This window comes from Burkholderia sp. HAN2018, from assembly GCF_024704855.1.
Lineage (GTDB): Bacteria > Pseudomonadota > Gammaproteobacteria > Burkholderiales > Burkholderiaceae > Burkholderia > Burkholderia cepacia.
The window spans coordinates 1-18,154 of record NZ_QOBB01000016.1; the positions used below are offsets into that span (position 1 = coordinate 1).

The window sequence follows — 18,154 nt, forward strand, 5'->3', positions numbered from 1 at the left end:
CCTCTCAGCAGGATTCCGACCATGTCAAGGGTAGGTAAGGTTTTTCGCGTTGCATCGAATTAATCCACATCATCCACCGCTTGTGCGGGTCCCCGTCAATTCCTTTGAGTTTTAATCTTGCGACCGTACTCCCCAGGCGGTCAACTTCACGCGTTAGCTACGTTACTAAGGAAATGAATCCCCAACAACTAGTTGACATCGTTTAGGGCGTGGACTACCAGGGTATCTAATCCTGTTTGCTCCCCACGCTTTCGTGCATGAGCGTCAGTATTGGCCCAGGGGGCTGCCTTCGCCATCGGTATTCCTCCACATCTCTACGCATTTCACTGCTACACGTGGAATTCTACCCCCCTCTGCCATACTCTAGCCTGCCAGTCACCAATGCAGTTCCCAGGTTGAGCCCGGGGATTTCACATCGGTCTTAGCAAACCGCCTGCGCACGCTTTACGCCCAGTAATTCCGATTAACGCTTGCACCCTACGTATTACCGCGGCTGCTGGCACGTAGTTAGCCGGTGCTTATTCTTCCGGTACCGTCATCCCCCGACTGTATTAGAGCCAAGGATTTCTTTCCGGACAAAAGTGCTTTACAACCCGAAGGCCTTCTTCACACACGCGGCATTGCTGGATCAGGCTTTCGCCCATTGTCCAAAATTCCCCACTGCTGCCTCCCGTAGGAGTCTGGGCCGTGTCTCAGTCCCAGTGTGGCTGGTCGTCCTCTCAGACCAGCTACTGATCGTCGCCTTGGTAGGCCTTTACCCCACCAACTAGCTAATCAGCCATCGGCCAACCCTATAGCGCGAGGCCCGAAGGTCCCCCGCTTTCATCCGTAGATCGTATGCGGTATTAATCCGGCTTTCGCCGGGCTATCCCCCACTACAGGACATGTTCCGATGTATTACTCACCCGTTCGCCACTCGCCACCAGGTGCAAGCACCCGTGCTGCCGTTCGACTTGCATGTGTAAGGCATGCCGCCAGCGTTCAATCTGAGCCAGGATCAAACTCTTCAGTTTAAACCTGTTACTGTTTTCGGTTCGGTTAAGAACCGGTCGCTCACTCAAAGCTGACAGGAATATGAATCACTTCATAAACCTGACTTACTTTAGTGTGAGACTCTTGATACTTTTGCTATCTGATCCGAGGATCAGCTCGCTTCCATCAAGCGCCCACACTTATCGGCTGTTAATTTTTAAAGAGCAATCTGCGAGGAACTTCGTGTTTCCCGGCAGCGCTGCGTTTTCAGCAGCAGAGAAGCGAGATTATGAACCGTGTTTCGCAGCTCGTCAACAACTTTTTACACTACATCGTTGCGACTGCGGGGTTCAACTTCCAGGCCAGCCGCGCGCCCGACACTGCGGCACACCACCAGCTTCGCTTCCCCCTTCCGCGCTGCGTTTCCGTTAGCGCGAAAGAGGCGTGATTCTAAGCACCCGCCCCCATCCACGCAAGCCCTTTGTGAAAATATTTTGAAAAGCCCCCGTGCGCTGACGCGCACCGGGGCTAGGGCTCGGCGGGCCGCCGGTGGCCATCGACCACAAGGGGGCCGGCGACACTTCCCTCTATATATAGACGCTCATTACTTGCCGCCCACCGCGGTCTGCAGTTGCTCAATCGGCACCGCGTCGGCCATCGCCGTGTATCCAGCGTCGCTCGGATGAATACCGTCGCCACTATCGAATCGACGCTGCAGCACGCTCGGGCGCGCCGGATCGCGCAGCACCGCGTCGAAGTCCACTACGCCGTCGAACCCGCCACCGCTCCGGATCCACCGGTTCACCTCGAGCCGGAGCGCCTCGCGCCCCGCCGGCAGCCCGGCCGGCGTCAGCGTCGCGCCGAAGACCTTCACGCCCTGACGGTGCGCCGCGTCGATCAGTCGGCGGTAGCCGTCGATCAGCGATGCAGCCGTGACCTGCGTATGCGGGTGGTCGCAATCGAGCCCCGCGCGCGGCGGCATTGCCGCAAAGTTGATGTCGTTGATCCCGATCAGCACGATCGCCGCCTTTACGCCCGCGCGCGACAGCGCATCGCGCTCGAACCGCGACGCCAGCGACGTGCCATAGCAAGCCGAATCGCTGAGCAGCCGGTTTCCGCTGATCCCGAGATTCGCGACGCCGATCGATTCCGCGCCCGAGGCGGCCAGCCGACGCGCCAGTGCGTCCGGCCAGCGGCGGTTCCGGTTCACGCTCGAGCGCAGCCCGTCGGTGATCGAATCGCCGATCGCGGCTACGCTTGCGCGCGCGGAACCGGTCTCGACCGCGAGCTCGGTCACCCATGCAAATTGGGTAAAGTGGGTGCGGAACGCGGCAGCCCCCGGATCACTCACGTGCTCGCCCGGCACCGACACATAATTGAACTGGTTCGACACGCGGTGCCAGACCGTCATCCGCTGGTTCGGCCCCATCTGGAGGCTGATCGCATACGGCTGCCCGGCCCTGACGTCGATCCCCACCGGATCGCTTTCGAGTTCCTGGCCCGGCGCAAGCGTCACCGACACCTTGCCGCCGAACCGGACCGGCGCGGCCGCATCGCCGGACAGCGCCGCACCTTCGCCAGCGCGCGCGACGCTCGCCGCCTCGACGACGAGGGGGGAACGACCGTATGCATTGCTGACGCGGATCCGTGCGGCGCGCCCCGACACTGTCGGATAGACGATCTGGCGCAAGGTGCGACCGGCAACGTCGGGCGCGCGATAAAGCGGCGGCGGTGCGGCAAGGTCGGGAATCGGCTGCAACGCGGTCGCCCACGCGGCAACCCATCCCGCCGGCGCGGCCGAAGCCGACGCCACGAGCGGCGAGACAAAAGCGGCCGCACCCAGCACGGCCGCGGCGATACTGCTTCGGAATGACATCGGCAAAATCCTCGTCGGAAAGCGGGCATTGTGCCGCAGAAGGCGCGGCTCCCGCGTGCCGGCCGCCATCACGCAGCACCATCGCGCCCCGATGTCCCTCGTTTACCCGAGTCTTTCCGCAAATCCGCAAGAAATTTATTAACCGACCGGTCGGTTGGTTTATAATTCGCACACATTCAACCGGACGAGAGCCTCGCCATGTACACGCAATCCCTCGACATCCCCGGCAACGTCGCGCCGCTCGACGCCGCAGCCGAGTCGCCCGAGCAGGCGCGGTTCGATGCGGTCATGGCTGCCGACGGCAAGATCGAACCGCAGGACTGGATGCCCGACGCCTATCGCAAGACGCTGGTCCGCCAGATCTCGCAGCACGCGCACTCGGAAGTCGTCGGCATGCTGCCGGAAGGCAACTGGATCTCCCGCGCGCCGAGCCTGAAGCGCAAGGCGATCCTGCTCGCGAAGGTCCAGGACGAAGCCGGCCACGGCCTCTATCTTTATAGCGCGGCCGAAACGCTCGGGGTATCGCGCGATTCGCTGATCGACGCGCTGCACGCCGGCAAGGCGAAATACTCGAGCATCTTCAACTACCCGACGCCGACCTGGGCCGACGTCGGCGTGATCGGCTGGCTGGTCGACGGCGCCGCGATCATGAACCAGATCCCGCTGTGCCGCTGCACGTACGGCCCGTACGCGCGCGCGATGATCCGCGTGTGCAAGGAAGAATCGTTCCACCAGCGCCAGGGCTTCGACGCGCTGCTGTCGATGATGAAGGGCAGCGACGCGCAACGCGCGATGGTCCAGCAGGCCGTGAACCGCTGGTGGTGGCCGGTGCTGATGATGTTCGGCCCGAGCGACGCCGATTCGGTCCACAGCAACCAGTCCGCGAAATGGGGCATCAAGCGGATCACGAACGACGACCTCCGGCAAAAATTCGTCGACGCGACGGTCGACCAGGCGAAGGTGCTCGGCGTGACGCTGCCCGATCCCGACCTGAAGTGGAACGAAGCACGTGGCCACCACGACTACGGCACGATCGACTGGGACGAATTCTGGCGCGTGGTCAACGGCGACGGCCCGTGCAACAAGGAACGCCTCGCGACCCGCGTGAAAGCGCACGAGGACGGCGCATGGGTGCGCGAAGCCGCCCTCGCCCACGAAGCAAAGCGCCGCGCGCGCGCCGAACAGCACGCCGCCTGAGCGGCACACCATCGAATTCAGGATTCAGGAGAAAGTGATGAACAAGGAATGGCCGATCTGGGAAGTGTTCGTGCGCAGCAAGCAGGGGCTCGACCACAAGCATTGCGGCAGCCTGCATGCCGCCGACGCGTCGATGGCGCTGCGCATGGCGCGCGACGTCTACACGCGCCGCCAGGAAGGCGTGAGCATCTGGGTGGTGCCGTCGTCGGCGATCACCGCGTCGGATCCGAGCGAGAAGGCCGAGCTGTTCGAACCGGCGGGCGACAAGATCTATCGTCACCCGACGTTCTACACGCTGCCCGACGAAGTCAACCACATGTAACGCCCGCGCCATGACGATCACGCCCGAACACCTCTCCTACGTGCTGCGACTCGCGGACAACACGCTGATCCTCGGTCAGCGCAATGCCGAATGGTGCGGCCATGGCCCGATCCTCGAGGAAGACATCGCGCTCACCAACATGAGCCTCGACCTCATCGGCCAGGCACGCATGCTGTATACGCATGCGGCCGAACTCGAGCGCCAGCTCACCGGCGCGACGAAGACCGAGGACGACTACGCGTACTTCCGCACCGAGCGCGAGTTCGCGAACTTCACGCTCGCCGAACTGCCGCATTACGGCCCGCTCGCCGGCACCGCGCACGCCGACAAGGACTACGCGGTGACGATCGTGCGCAACTTCCTGTACTCGGCGCTGATGCTGCACGTGTGGAGCGCGCTGGAAACGTCGACCGACACGCAGCTCGCCGCGATCGCCGCGAAATCGGTGAAGGAAACCCGCTATCACGTGCAGCACGCACGCGAGTGGCTCGTGCGCCTCGGCGACGGCACCGACGAATCGCACCGTCGCGCGCAGGACGCGCTCGACTACCTGACGCCGTATACGCGCGAATTCTTCGCCGCCGATGCGATCGACGACGCAGTCGCGGCCGAAGGCATCGCCCCGGCACCGGCCACGCTCGAAGCGGCGTGGCGCGCGGACGTGGACGACGCGCTCGTGGAGGCGACGCTCACGCTGCCGGCCCCCGTGCAGCACGTGACGACCGGCAAGCAGGGCGAGCATTCGGAACACATGGGCTACCTGCTCGCGGAACTGCAAAGCCTCGCACGCCAGCACCCCGGCGCGACCTGGTAACCCCGACGCCACGGAGCCCGACGATGTCCGTCCAGACCACCCCCGCCAACGCCGTGCCTGCCGCGCGCCGCGACGATCCGCTGCTCGCCCGCGCATGGGACGTGCTCGAAGCCGTGCCCGATCCCGAGATCCCGGTCGTGTCGATCCGCGAGCTCGGCATCCTGCGCGACGTCCGCCGCGCGGACGACGGCCAGCTCGAGGTCGTGATCACGCCGACCTACTCGGGCTGCCCGGCCATGTCGCAGATCGCCGAAGACATCGCCGCCGCGCTGCAGGCCGCCGACCTGCCGCCGCACCGGATCGAGACGGTGCTCGCGCCCGCGTGGACGACCGACTGGATCACGCAGGAAGCGCGCGACAAGCTGCGTGCGTACGGCATCGCGCCGCCGGTCGGCCAATGCGGCACCGCCGCGCCGCGGGAAAACGTCGTGCGCTTCGTGCCGCGGCCCGTCGCGGCGCCCGCGTGCCCGCGCTGCGGCTCGGCACGCACCGAGCGTCTCGCGCAATTCGCGTCCACGGCCTGCAAGGCGCTGTATCGCTGCGTCGACTGCCGCGAACCCTTCGACTACTTCAAACCCTACTAATCGATATGGCGACCCCGCAATTTCATCCGCTGCGTATCCGCGACGTGCGGCCCGAGACCGCCGACGCCGTGACCGTCTCCTTCGACGTGCCGCCCGAGCTGCGCGACGCGTACCGCTTCACGCAGGGCCAGTTCGTCACGCTGAAGACCCACATCGACGGCGAGGAAACGCGCCGCTCGTATTCGATCTGCGTCGGCACGACGGACTACGACCGTGACGGCGAACTGCGCATCGGCATCAAGCGCGTACGCGGCGGCCGCTTCTCGAACTTCGCCTTCGATACGCTGAAGCCCGGCCACACGATCGACGTGATGACGCCGGACGGCCGTTTCTTCACGCACCTGAACGCCGACCACGGCAAGCAGTACGTCGCGTTCTCCGGCGGCTCCGGGATCACGCCGGTGCTCGCGATCGTGAAGACGACGCTCGAACTGGAGCCCCGCAGCACGTTCACGCTGATCTACGGCAACCGCAGCGTCGACGCGATCATGTTCGCGGAGGAGCTCGAGGACCTGAAGAACCGCTACATGAACCGCTTCGTCCTCTATCACGTGCTGTCGGACGACCAGCAGGACGTCGAACTGTTCAACGGCGTGCTCGACCAGGCGAAATGCGCGGAATTCCTCGGCACGCTGACGCCGGCCGACGCGATCGACGAAGCATTCATCTGCGGCCCGGCGCCGATGATGGACGCGGCGGAAGCCGCGCTGAAGGCAGCCGGCGTGCCGCAGGCGAAGGTGCACGTCGAGCGCTTCGGCACGCCGCTGCCGCAAGCCGGTGCGCCGGTCGTCGAAATCACCGACCAGACGCCGGCCGCCGACCTCGAAATCGTGCTCGACGGCAAGAAGCGCAAGCTGCGGCTGCCGTACGAAGGCGTGAGCCTGCTCGATATCGGCCTGCGGGCGGGCCTCGCGCTGCCCTACGCGTGCAAGGGCGGCGTGTGCTGCACGTGCCGCGCGAAGGTGCTCGAGGGCGAAGTGCGGATGGAGAAGAACTACACGCTCGAGGAGCATGAAGTGAAGGACGGCTTCGTGCTCACGTGCCAGTGCCACCCGGTCAGCGACAAGGTCGTCGTGAGCTTCGACGAGCGTTGAGCGACGTCGCGTCGCGGCGCCGGACGGTTTCTCGCCGTCACACATCTCGCTTACACTAGGGGCCGCCGGCCGGCTGGACATCGCAACGTCCGCCCGGCCGGCGGTTTTCTTTTGTTGACGACAGGCCGATGAGTACCATTCATGTGATTCAGGGCGGCACCGCCGCCGCGTCGCTGCGCGAGGCACTCGCGCAAGCCGGGCGCGACGAGCATGTCGTCGGATTGCTCGACGATCTCGGCGTCGGACCGCTCAAGGGCGCCGACGAGACGCCCGACACGCGCGCAGCCTTCTGGCAGCGCGTGCTCGGCGACCAGATTCCCGACTGGAACGCAGAGATCGAAGCCGAGTTCGCACGCCTCGACCAGCTGGCGACGGAGACGGGCCAGGTGGTGGTGTGGCATGCGCCGAGCGTCGGCGACAAGCTGCTGCTGCGGCGCGTCGCCTATCACCTGCGCAATGTCCCGCAACGCCTGAACGAAGTGCGGCTGTCGGCCGCCGACCTCGATCCGGCGCAGCGCGCGTCGCTGTCGCGCACCGATCAGGCATGCGCGACCGGCATGTTCTCGCCCGCCGAACTGGCGCGCAAGCGTCCGGTGGCCGCGCCGATCTCGGTGCTGCGCATCGGCCGCCTCGCGCTCGAATGGCAGGAGGCGAAGCACCAGAACGCCGAACTGCGCTACTGGGTCAGCAACACGATCAAGAGCGGCCACTATGAAGAACTCGACGCGCTGATCCTCGCGCGCGCGGAAACCGACTGGCTGCCCGCGCGGCGCCTCGTCGGCAGCATCATGGCCGACGCCGATCGCGGCGGGCTGTTCGTCAGCGACTCGATCGCCTGGTGGCGCTGCCGCGAACTCGCGGCGGCCGGCCGGCTCGAGCTGCAGGACGACACGCCCGACGCCCTCTCCTCCACGCAGGTGCGCGCGGCCCGCGCGGCCGCCACGCACCGCTAATCTTCCGCATTCGACCATGGCCCGTACCCGAGCGCCCGACCACGAATCCCAGCGCGAGCAGATCCTCGATCTGGCCGCCGACAAATTCGCGCAGACGAGCTATCCGAGCACGTCGATGTCCGATCTCGCGACCGCGAGCGGCACGTCGAAAGCACGCCTCTATCACTATTACGAGAGCAAGGAAGCGATCCTGTTCGACCTGCTCGACCGCTACACGAAACGGCTGATGCTGATCATCGCCGAGGTCGAAGGGGCGAGCCAGCGGCGCGGCCTCAGCGAGCGCGACGCGTTCGCGGAGCTCGTGCGCGCGTTCCTCGCCGAATACGAGACATCGCACAGCCGCCACGTCGCGCTGCTCAACGACGTGAAGTATCTCGAGGACGCGCAGCGTGAAATCGTGCTCGACCGCCAGCGCGACATCGTCGCGGCATTCACGCGACAGCTGGCGCGCGCGTACCCGGACCGCATCTCGAAGGAAAACCAGACTTCCGTGACGATGATGGTGTTCGGGATGATCAACTGGACGTTCACGTGGCTGAAGCCCGGCGGCCGCCTCGGCTACCGCGACTTCGCCGAGCAGGTGATCGACCTGATCGAACGCGGGCTGTCGACGGCCGCCTGATTGCCGCGCAGCAGCAAGCGTTGCGCGACGGGCACACTGCGACCGCCCGCCGCGCGTTTCATATGATGAATTTTAAATCCGTTTAAAATCAAATAGATATCCGATTAACTAAGCGGATTTAGAATTCATCCTCCAGCTCAAACATCGTTAAATACGGGTTTTCCCCAATCCGAGGGCTGACGGTCGGGTAAAATGCTGCTGCATTGCACAACCCGCTGTACGGTCACACATTGAGGAACCCACGATGAACACGCGATTCAACGGCTCTGCCGATGTCGTCGGCACCGCCGGTACTGCGCCGGTTCTCGTCAGGGAACTGGCTTCCAAAGACCGTGAGCAGATGCTCACCCACTTTCTCTCGCTCGACGAAGAGGACCGCCTGCTGCGCTTCGGCCAGATGGTGCCCGACCACGTGCTCGAGAACTATGTCCGCACGATCGACTTCGGTCGCGACACCGTGTTCGGCGTGTTCGACCACGACCTCGAACTGATCGGCGTCGGCCACCTGGCCTACCTGCCGGCCGAGGGCGACAAGCGCACGGCCGAATTCGGCGTGTCGGTGCTCGAAAGCGCACGCGGCCGCGGTGTCGGCTCAAAGCTGTTCGAACGCGCGGCGATCCGCAGCCGCAACACGCACGTGACGACGCTGTACATGCACTGCCTGTCGCGTAACGCGACGATGATGCACATCGCGAAGAAATCCGGGATGCGGATCGAGTATGCGTACGGCGAAGCCGATGCGTACCTGTCGCTGCCGCCGGCCGACCACTCGACGATCATCGCCGAGATGCTGCAGGAGCAGGCCGCGGTGTTCGACTACGCGATGAAGCGCCAGGCGCGCCGCACCACGAAGTTCATCGAATCGCTGATGCCCGCCGCCCTGACGGCGTAACGTCGGCCAGCCGGGCCGCGCCTTCTTCCGCGCGCCCGGCCCCTCCCTCCCCCGCCGCGCAACTAGCGCACCGACCGAATCGGCAACGCCGTCGTCTCCTTGAAGCATTCGAGCGAAAAGCTCGTCTTCACGTCGATCACCGACGGGTGATGCAGCAAATGCTCCTGCACGAAGCGGGAGAAATGCGCCATGTCCTCGACCTGCACGCGCAGCAGGTAATCCATGTCCCCCGTCATCGCGTGGCACGCGACCACTTCCGGCCAGGTCTGCACGGCCGCGCGAAACAGCTCCGCATGGGTCGCGCCCGCGCGCGCCGACGTTTCGTCGACCCGCACCGGCGCCAGGCCGCCGCGTTTCTCGAGCCGCACGCTCACGTACGCGAGCAGGTCGAGCCCGAGCTTCTGCGGATTCAGCAGCGCGACATAACCGGTGATCACGCCGATCTCCTCGAGCCGCCTGATCCGCCGCAGGCACGGGCTCGGCGACAGGTTCACGCGCTCGGCGATCTCCTGGTTCGACAGGCGTCCGTTCTCCTGAAGAATCGCGAGAATCCGCCGGTCGATGGCATCCAATTCGGCGTGCGCCATCTTCTGCCCTCCAATGATTATTTCAAGACTGGAAATTGCGCCATCGTAGGTTCGGGCGATCAAGTTCGCAAGTTTACGCTCGCGACTGCCCGCTACACTCTGTCGCACGTACCGATTCGTCGCGCACGCCGCCGCGTGTGCCACGTTCGACATCGAACCAGGCCGGACAGGCGCACGTCGCCGCGGCCGATCGCCCCCACAGGAGACACGCCATGCAGATCCCGAACTGGGACAACCCCGTCGGCACCGACGGCTTCGAATTCATCGAATACACGGCACCGGACCCGAAAGCGCTCGGACAGCTGTTCGAACGGATGGGTTTCACCGCGATCGCGCGCCACCGCCACAAGGACGTGACGCTGTACCGCCAGGGCGACATCAACTTCATCATCAACGCCGAACCCGATTCGTTCGCCCAACGCTTCGCGCGCCTGCACGGCCCGTCGATCTGCGCGATCGCGTTCCGCGTGCAGGACGCCGCGAAGGCGTACAAGCGCGCGCTCGAACTCGGCGCATGGGGCTTCGACAACAAGACGGGCCCGATGGAGCTGAACATCCCGGCGATCAAGGGCATCGGCGATTCGCTGATCTACTTCGTCGACCGCTGGCGCGGCAAGAACGGCGCGCAGCCGGGCGCAATCGGCGACATCAGCATCTACGACGTCGACTTCGAGCCGATCGCCGGCGCGAACCCGAACCCGGTCGGCCACGGCCTCACCTATATCGACCACCTGACGCACAACGTGCATCGCGGCCGCATGCAGGAATGGGCCGAGTTCTACGAGCGCCTGTTCAACTTCCGCGAAGTGCGCTACTTCGACATCGAAGGCAAGGTGACGGGCGTGAAGTCGAAGGCGATGACGTCGCCGTGCGGCAAGATCCGCATCCCGATCAACGAGGAAGGATCGGATACGGCCGGCCAGATCCAGGAATACCTCGACGCATACCACGGCGAAGGCATCCAGCACATCGCGCTCGGCGCCAGCGACATCTACCGGGCGGTCGACGGCCTGCGCAGCAAGGAAGTGAAGCTGCTCGACACGATCGACACGTATTACGAACTGGTCGACCGCCGCGTGCCGAACCACGGCGAATCGCTGGATGAACTGAAGAAGCGCAAGATCCTGATCGACGGCGCGCGCGACGATCTGCTGCTGCAGATCTTCACCGAGAACCAGATCGGACCGATCTTCTTCGAGATCATCCAGCGCAAGGGCAACCAGGGCTTCGGCGAAGGCAACTTCAAGGCGCTGTTCGAATCGATCGAGCTCGACCAGATCCGTCGCGGCGTCGTGCAGGACAAGGCCTGACGCATCCGGCGGGCGGCTGCCCCGGGGCAACCCGGCAACCCGCCCGATCCGGCGGTACAAAGAAAAAGGGCGGGAATCCGAGGATTCCCGCCCTTTTTGCATTCCGGCGCGGCCCGCCGGCCGCGCGAACGGATCAACGCGCGTTCGCCTTCGACGCGACGGCGCGCTCGGCCGACGGCTGCGCGACGGCGTCCTGGGCCGGCGCGATCTGCTGCATCTGCGCGCCGGCTGCCGCCAGTGCGCTCGCGCCTCGCGCGTGCACCGGGCCGGTCATCGAGAAAAACGCGGCGGACACGATCAGGAAACTCTGGATATGACGTGTGTTCATTGCACCTCCTGTAAAACTGCCGGCGCCTCCCCGATGCGTCGAAACAGACCGACGCGACCGGGCACCTCCGGCAGGCCGACAAGATTAACGGCATTTGCGCGCAGATGAACGCGGCCTTACATGCTTTTACATGATGTAACGCATGATTCAGCCCCTTTTTTACGGTGCGCCGCCGCGGCTCTCCCGGCATTCCAACCGATGGGCGGCGGGTTTGCCCCAGTGCTACCATCGCTTAAAACCGGCGAACATGCCGGCCACTGCCGACGCATCCAAAAGATGCCGACGCAACCGAAGTTTTGGTGATCCCAGACCGGGTGGAGGAGACAGTTAATGAATGCCCCGCTAGACGCAGACCAACGCGCGTCGCTAGAAGCCGCGCTGAAGTCCGTCACGCTTGACGACAAATACACACTTGAGCGCGGTCGCGCGTACATGAGCGGCATCCAGGCCCTCGTGCGCCTGCCGATGCTCCAGCAGGAACGCGACCGCGCCGCCGGTCTCAATACGGCCGGCTTCATCTCCGGCTACCGCGGCTCGCCGCTTGGCGGCCTCGATCTGTCGCTCTGGAAAGCCAAGCAGCACCTGGCAGCCCACCAGATCGTCTTCCAGCCCGGCCTCAACGAAGATCTCGCCGCCACCGCCGTGTGGGGCTCGCAGCAGGTGAACCTGTACCCCGGCGCGAAGCACGACGGCGTGTTCGGCATGTGGTACGGCAAGGGCCCGGGCGTCGACCGCACCGGCGACGTCTTCAAGCACGCGAACTCGGCCGGCTCGTCGCAGCACGGCGGCGTGCTGGTGCTCGCCGGCGACGACCACGCGGCAAAATCGTCGACGCTCGCACACCAGTCCGAACACATCTTCAAGGCCTGCGGGCTGCCCGTGCTGTTCCCGTCCAACGTGCAGGAATATCTCGATTTCGGCCTGCACGGCTGGGCGATGAGCCGCTACTCGGGCCTGTGGGTCGCGCTCAAGTGCGTGACGGACGTCGTCGAATCGTCGGCATCGGTCGACATCGACCCGCATCGCACCGAGATCGTGCTGCCGACCGACTTCATCCTGCCGGAAGGCGGCCTGAACATCCGCTGGCCCGACCCGCCGCTCGTGCAGGAAGCGCGGCTGCTCGACTACAAGTGGTATGCGGCGCTCGCCTATGTGCGCGCGAACAAGCTCGACCGCATCGAAATCGATTCGCCGAACGCGCGCTTCGGGATCATGACCGGCGGCAAGGCCTATCTCGACGTGCGCCAGGCGCTGACCGACCTCGGCCTCGACGACGAAACCTGCGAGCGGATCGGCATCCGGCTCTACAAGGTCGGCTGCGTGTGGCCGCTCGAAGCGCAGGGCGCCCAGGCGTTCGCGCGCGGCCTCGACGAAATCCTCGTCGTCGAGGAAAAGCGCCAGATCCTCGAATACGCGATCAAGGAAGAGCTGTACAACTGGCCCGACGGCCAGCGGCCGCGCGTATTCGGCAAGTTCGACGAAAAGGACGGCGCCGGCGGCGAATGGTCGGTGCCGATGGGCAACTGGCTGCTGCCCGCGCACTACGAGCTGTCGCCCGCGATCATCGCGAAGGCGATCGCGACGCGCCTCGAGAAGTTCGAGCTGCCGTCCGACGTGCGCGCGCGCATCGCCGCGCGGCTCGCGGTGATCAACGCGAAGGAAATGGCGCTCGCGAAGCCGCACGTGCAGACCGAGCGCAAGCCGTGGTTCTGCTCGGGCTGCCCGCACAACACGTCGACCAACGTACCGGAAGGCTCGCGTGCGATCGCCGGCATCGGCTGCCACTACATGACCGTATGGATGGACCGCAACACGAGCACCTTCAGCCAGATGGGCGGCGAAGGCGTGCCGTGGATCGGCCAGGCGCCGTTCACGGACGAGAAGCACGTGTTCGCGAACCTCGGCGACGGCACCTATTTCCACTCGGGCCTGCTGGCGGTGCGCGCGGCGATCTCGTCGAAAGCGAACATCACCTACAAGATCCTCTACAACGACGCCGTCGCGATGACGGGCGGCCAGCCGGTCGACGGCGTGCTGACGGTGCCGCAGATCACGCACCAGCTCGCGTCGGAAGGCGCGAAGAAGATCGTGATCGTCACCGACGAGCCGGAGAAGTACGACAGCCAGAAGGCGCTGCTCGCGCCGGGCGTGCCGATCCATCATCGCGACCAGCTCGACGACGTGCAGCGCGAGCTGCGCGAGATCGAAGGCACGACGATCCTGATCTACGATCAGACCTGCGCGACCGAGAAGCGCCGCCGCCGCAAGCGCGGCACCTATCCGGATCCGGCGAAGCGCGTGGTGATCAACGACGCGGTGTGCGAAGGCTGCGGCGACTGCTCGGTGCAGTCGAACTGCCTGTCGGTCGAGCCGCTGGAAACCGAATTCGGCACGAAGCGCCAGATCAACCAGTCGAGCTGCAACAAGGACTTCTCGTGCGTGAAGGGCTTCTGCCCGAGCTTCGTCACGGTCGAGGGCGGCCAGTTGAAGAAGCCGAAAGCCGTGTCGGTCGACGGCAACGCACTGCCGCCCATTCCCGAACCGACGCTGCCGGACATCGACCGCGCATACGGCGTGCTCGTCACGGGCGTCGGCGGCACGGGCGTCGTCACGATCGGCGCGCTGCTCGGGATGGCCGCGCACCTGGAAAACAAGGGCGTGACCGTGCTCGACGTCACCGGCCTCGCGCAGAAGGGCGGCGCCGTGATGAGCCACGTGCAGATCTCGCACGCGCCGACCGACATCCACGCGACGCGGATCGCGATGGGCGAGGCCGACCTCGTGATCGGCTGCGACGCGATCGTCACGGCCGGCGACGAGTGCACGTCGCGGATGCGGCACGACGCGACGCGCGTGGTCGTCAACAGCGCACAGACGCCGACCGCCGAGTTCATCAAGAACCCGAACTGGGCATTCCCGGGCCTGTCCGCCGAGAACGACATCCGCGCGGCGGCCGGCGAGGCGGTCGACTTCATCGACGCGAACCGCTTCGCGGTCGCGCTGCTCGGCGACGCGATCTACACGAACCCGTTCGTGCTCGGCTACGCATGGCAGAAAGGCTGGCTGCCGCTCACGCTCGTGTCGCTCGTCCGCGCGATCGAGCTGAATGCGGTATCGGTCGAGAAGAACCGTGCGGCATTCGACTGGGGCCGCCGCGCCGCGTACGACCTGGCGAGCGTGAAGCAGGCCGCGGCCGGCGACGCGCGCCCCGCGCAAGGCGCCACGGTGATCGCGCTGCACACGAAGAAGGCGGTCGACGCACTGATCGCGAAGCGCGTGGAATTCCTCACCGCGTACCAGAACGCCGCGTATGCGGCGCGCTATGCGGCGTTCGTCGACAAGGTGCGCGCCGCCGAGCGTGCACTGGCGGACGGCGACACGGTGCAGGAGCAGCTGACTGAAGCAGTCGCCCGCAACCTGTTCAAGCTGATGGCGTACAAGGACGAATACGAGGTCGCGCGGCTGCAGTCCGATCCCGCGTTCCTCGCGCGCCTGTCCGCGCAGTTCGAAGGCGACTGGAAGCTGAAATTCCACCTCGCGCCGCCGCTGTTCGCGAAGACGGACTCACACGGCCATCTGGTGAAGAAGGCGTACGGCCCGTGGATGATGACGGCCTTCCGCTGGCTCGCGAAGGCGAAGTTCCTGCGCGGTACGGGGCTCGACCCGTTCGGCCGCACCGAGGAACGCCGCTCCGAGCGCGCGCTGATCGGCGAGTACGAAGCGCTGATCGACGAAGTGCTGGCCAGGCTGAACGCGGCCAACCGCCCGCTCGCCCTCGAGCTCGCGGCGCTGCCGGACGGCATTCGCGGCTACGGCCACGTGAAGGAGAACAACCTGCGCGCGGTACGCCAGAAGTGGAGCACGCTGCTCGCGAAGTGGCGGGCGCCGGCAGGCGGCCAGTCGCACCAGCAGGTCGCGTGACGGCCGGCCGACGGGCGCGGGCATTCGCGGTTCGAACGCCCGCCCCGGCCGGCGATTCGCAATAAAAAAACGCCACGGAACGCAGGTTCCGTGGCGTTTTTCCTTGCGCCGCGCCTGAAGCGCGACACACGCAGGCGTGGACTTACTTCGTGTTCACGTTCGCGGCGGCAACGGCCGTCATGTTGATGATCCGGCGCACGGTCGCAGCCGGCGTCAGGATGTGGACCGGCTTCGCCGCGCCGAGCAGGAACGGACCGACCGTCACGCCTTCGCCGCCGACCATCTTCAGCAGGTTGTACGCGATGTTCGCCGCTTCGACGTTCGGCATGATCAGCAGGTTCGCTTCGCCCGACAGCGTCGTGCCGGGGAACGCCTGCTTGCGGATCATTTCCGACAGCGCCGCGTCGCCGTGCATTTCGCCGTCGACTTCCAGGTTCGGCGCACGTTCGACGATCAGCTTGCGGGCCTCGCCCATCCGGCGCGACGACGCCGACGGCGCGCTGCCGAAGTTCGAGTTCGACAGCAGCGCGGCCTTCGGCGCGATGCCGAAGCGCTCGATCTCGGCCGCGGCCTGGATCGTCATGTCGGCGAGCTGTTCGGCGCTCGGCAGCTCGTTCACGTACGTGTCGCACACGAACAGGTTGCGGCCCGGCAGCATCAGCAGGTTCATCGCGGCGAAGTGCTCGGCGCCCTTCGCGCGGCCCAGCACCTGCTCGATGAACTTCAGGTGGCTGTGGAACGTGTCGATCATCCCGCAGATCATCCCGTCCGCATCGCCCAGGTGCACGAGCATCGTGCCGATCAGCGTGTTGAACTTGCGCATCGCGGCCTTCGCGACTTCCGGCGTCACGCCGTCGCGCGCGCCGATCTCCTGATACGCCTGCCAGTAGCGGTGGTAGCGCGCATCGTCTTCCGGATCGACGATTTCGAAATCGGTGCCGGCCTTGAGCTTCGAGCCGATCTTCTGCAGGCGCATGTCGACGACCGACGGACGGCCGATGATGATCGGCTTCGCGATCTTTTCCTGCAGCACGAACTGCGCGGCGCGCAGCACGCGCTCGTCCTCGCCTTCGGCAAACACGATGCGCGCCTGCTTCTGCTTCGCGGTCGCGAACACCGGGCGCATCACCATGCCGGTGCGGTAGACGGTCGCGCCGAGCTGCTCGCGGTAGGCGTCCATGTCCTGGATCGGACGCGTGGCGACGCCCGAATCCATCGCGGCTTGCGCGACGGCCGGCGCGATCTTGATGATCAGGCGCGGATCGAAGGGCTTCGGAATCAGGTAGTCCGGCCCGAATTCGAGCGAGTGGCCTTCATATGCCTTCGCGACTTCCTCGCTCTGGTCGGTTTCTTCCGCCAGTTCGGCGATCGCGCGCACGCACGCGAGCTTCATTTCTTCCGTGATCGTCGTCGCGCCGACGTCGAGCGCGCCGCGGAAGATGAACGGGAAGCACAGCACGTTGTTGACCTGGTTCGGGTAGTCCGAACGGCCGGTCGCGACGATCGCGTCCGGGCGCACGGCCTTCGCGTCTTCCGGGCGGATTTCCGGTTCCGGGTTCGCGAGCGCCAGGATCAGCGGCTTGTCGCCCATCGTCTTGACCATGTCTTGCTTCAGCACGCCCGCGCTCGAGCAGCCGAGGAACACGTCCGCGCCGACGATCGCGTCGGCGAGCGTGCGTGCGTCGGTGGTCGCCGCATAGCGCTGCTTCGACGGATCGAGATTGCCGCGCCCTTCGTAGATCACGCCCTTCGAATCGGCGACGAGGATGTTCGACTTCGTGAGACCCAGGTTCACCAGCAGGTCCAGGCACGCGATCGCTGCGGCGCCCGCGCCCGAGCACACGAGCTTCACTTCGGCGAGCTTCTTGCCGACGACCTTCAGGCCGTTCAGGATCGCGGCCGACGCGATGATCGCGGTGCCGTGCTGATCGTCGTGGAAGACGGGGATCTTCATGCGCTCGCGCAGCTTCTGCTCGATGTAGAAGCATTCCGGCGCCTTGATGTCCTCGAGGTTGATGCCGCCGAGCGTCGGCTCGAGCATCGCGATCGCCTCGACGAGCTTGTCGGGGTCGGATTCCGACAGTTCGATGTCGAACACGTCGATGCCCGCGAATTTCTTGAAGAGGCAGCCCTTGCCCTCCATCACCGGCTTCGCGGCCAGCGGGCCGATGTTGCCGAGGCCCAGCACGGCCGTACCGTTCGTGATGACGCCGACGAGGTTGCCGCGCGACGTGTACTTCTGCGCATCGAGCGGATCGGCGTGGATCGCTTCGCACGCAGCGGCGACGCCCGGCGAATACGCGAGCGACAGGTCGAGCTGGTTCGACAGCGGCTTGGTCGGGGTGACCGAAATCTTGCCGGGTTTCGGATTCTGGTGATAGGCGAGTGCCGCCTGCTTCAGTTGTTCGTCCATGATTGACCTGCGAGAGACATGCGAAATATTGACGGTTCAGTACACAGCACCTTGGGCCGCGTCTGCTTGAATCGAGGGGATGGTCGACTGCGAGACGGCACGCAGCGCGCCGGGTCGGCACGCCATCGAACCTTGGCGGATGGCAAAAGGAAAGTACAAAGTACTGAACGATTTCTAAGGGTCGCCTAGTGTACACCCCCTAAATGACCTCCGTTGGTGCAGCGCCGCATCCTCCGCATCAGCGCGAGCGGTCCCGCCCCGTTTGTTTC

Annotated in this window: 14 protein-coding genes and 1 rRNA gene; 10 read left to right on the forward strand and 5 right to left on the reverse strand. The window is 65.3% G+C overall.

What is annotated here, in order from left to right; translation table 11 throughout:
* Positions 1 to 1,013: ribosomal RNA gene (locus DPV74_RS05860) — 16S ribosomal RNA — on the reverse strand; the annotation flags it as partial.
* Between the two features lie 563 nt (positions 1,014 to 1,576).
* Entirely contained in the window at positions 1,577 to 2,848 is a 1,272-nt protein-coding gene (locus DPV74_RS05865; protein ID WP_119336776.1) for an SGNH/GDSL hydrolase family protein, read from the reverse strand.
* Between the two features lie 198 nt (positions 2,849 to 3,046).
* Here DPV74_RS05865 and paaA point away from each other — a divergent pair, with 198 nt between their 5' ends.
* The 8 genes from paaA to DPV74_RS05905 all read left to right on the forward strand — a co-directional run bounded on the left by paaA (position 3,047) and on the right by DPV74_RS05905 (position 9,326).
* On the forward strand, positions 3,047 to 4,045 hold the full coding sequence (paaA, locus tag DPV74_RS05870; protein WP_027788584.1) for a 1,2-phenylacetyl-CoA epoxidase subunit PaaA: 999 nt from the start codon (positions 3,047 to 3,049) through the stop codon (positions 4,043 to 4,045).
* A 37-nt stretch (positions 4,046 to 4,082) separates the two neighbouring features.
* Positions 4,083 to 4,367 carry a 1,2-phenylacetyl-CoA epoxidase subunit PaaB gene (gene paaB / locus DPV74_RS05875; protein ID WP_027788585.1) on the forward strand — a complete coding sequence of 95 codons (285 nt, stop codon included), beginning with the start codon at positions 4,083 to 4,085 and terminating at the stop codon, positions 4,365 to 4,367.
* A gap of 10 nt (positions 4,368 to 4,377) precedes the next feature.
* Positions 4,378 to 5,181: a 1,2-phenylacetyl-CoA epoxidase subunit PaaC gene (paaC, locus tag DPV74_RS05880; protein ID WP_119336747.1), complete on the forward strand. Its 804-nt coding sequence runs from the start codon at positions 4,378 to 4,380 to the stop codon at positions 5,179 to 5,181.
* Positions 5,182 to 5,204: 23 nt separating this feature from the next.
* Positions 5,205 to 5,765 carry a 1,2-phenylacetyl-CoA epoxidase subunit PaaD gene (paaD, locus tag DPV74_RS05885; RefSeq protein WP_119336748.1) on the forward strand — a complete coding sequence of 187 codons (561 nt, stop codon included), beginning with the start codon at positions 5,205 to 5,207 and terminating at the stop codon, positions 5,763 to 5,765.
* Between the two features lie 5 nt (positions 5,766 to 5,770).
* On the forward strand, positions 5,771 to 6,859 hold the full coding sequence (gene paaE, locus DPV74_RS05890) for a 1,2-phenylacetyl-CoA epoxidase subunit PaaE (RefSeq protein ID WP_027788588.1): 1,089 nt from the start codon (positions 5,771 to 5,773) through the stop codon (positions 6,857 to 6,859).
* A gap of 128 nt (positions 6,860 to 6,987) precedes the next feature.
* Positions 6,988 to 7,812 carry a DUF1835 domain-containing protein gene (locus DPV74_RS05895; protein WP_059490190.1) on the forward strand — a complete coding sequence of 275 codons (825 nt, stop codon included), beginning with the start codon at positions 6,988 to 6,990 and terminating at the stop codon, positions 7,810 to 7,812.
* Positions 7,813 to 7,828: 16 nt separating this feature from the next.
* On the forward strand, positions 7,829 to 8,434 hold the full coding sequence (locus DPV74_RS05900; protein ID WP_011350658.1) for a TetR/AcrR family transcriptional regulator: 606 nt from the start codon (positions 7,829 to 7,831) through the stop codon (positions 8,432 to 8,434).
* 244 nt (positions 8,435 to 8,678) lie between these two features.
* Positions 8,679 to 9,326, forward strand: coding sequence for a GNAT family N-acetyltransferase (locus DPV74_RS05905; RefSeq protein WP_027788590.1), 648 nt, complete (start codon positions 8,679 to 8,681; stop codon positions 9,324 to 9,326).
* A 62-nt stretch (positions 9,327 to 9,388) separates the two neighbouring features.
* Here the strand turns inward: DPV74_RS05905 and DPV74_RS05910 are convergent, their stop codons facing one another.
* Positions 9,389 to 9,913: an Lrp/AsnC family transcriptional regulator gene (locus DPV74_RS05910; protein ID WP_021158575.1), complete on the reverse strand. Its 525-nt coding sequence runs from the start codon at positions 9,911 to 9,913 to the stop codon at positions 9,389 to 9,391.
* Between the two features lie 212 nt (positions 9,914 to 10,125).
* On the opposite strand from DPV74_RS05910, the gene hppD reads away from it, so the two are divergent.
* Entirely contained in the window at positions 10,126 to 11,223 is a 1,098-nt protein-coding gene (gene hppD, locus DPV74_RS05915) for a 4-hydroxyphenylpyruvate dioxygenase (protein ID WP_060175012.1), read from the forward strand.
* 133 nt (positions 11,224 to 11,356) lie between these two features.
* On the opposite strand, the gene DPV74_RS05920 is transcribed toward hppD, so the two are convergent.
* Positions 11,357 to 11,551: a hypothetical protein gene (locus tag DPV74_RS05920; protein ID WP_027788593.1), complete on the reverse strand. Its 195-nt coding sequence runs from the start codon at positions 11,549 to 11,551 to the stop codon at positions 11,357 to 11,359.
* Between the two features lie 330 nt (positions 11,552 to 11,881).
* Between DPV74_RS05920 and DPV74_RS05925 the strand changes: the two genes are divergently transcribed.
* Positions 11,882 to 15,472 (forward strand): indolepyruvate ferredoxin oxidoreductase family protein, encoded by a 3,591-nt coding sequence (locus DPV74_RS05925; RefSeq protein ID WP_119336749.1) that lies wholly within the window; start codon positions 11,882 to 11,884, stop codon positions 15,470 to 15,472.
* Between the two features lie 142 nt (positions 15,473 to 15,614).
* Here DPV74_RS05925 and DPV74_RS05930 read toward each other — a convergent pair whose 3' ends face one another.
* Positions 15,615 to 17,885, reverse strand: coding sequence for an NADP-dependent malic enzyme (locus tag DPV74_RS05930; protein ID WP_027788595.1), 2,271 nt, complete (start codon positions 17,883 to 17,885; stop codon positions 15,615 to 15,617).
* Positions 17,886 to 18,154: the final 269 nt, after the last annotated feature.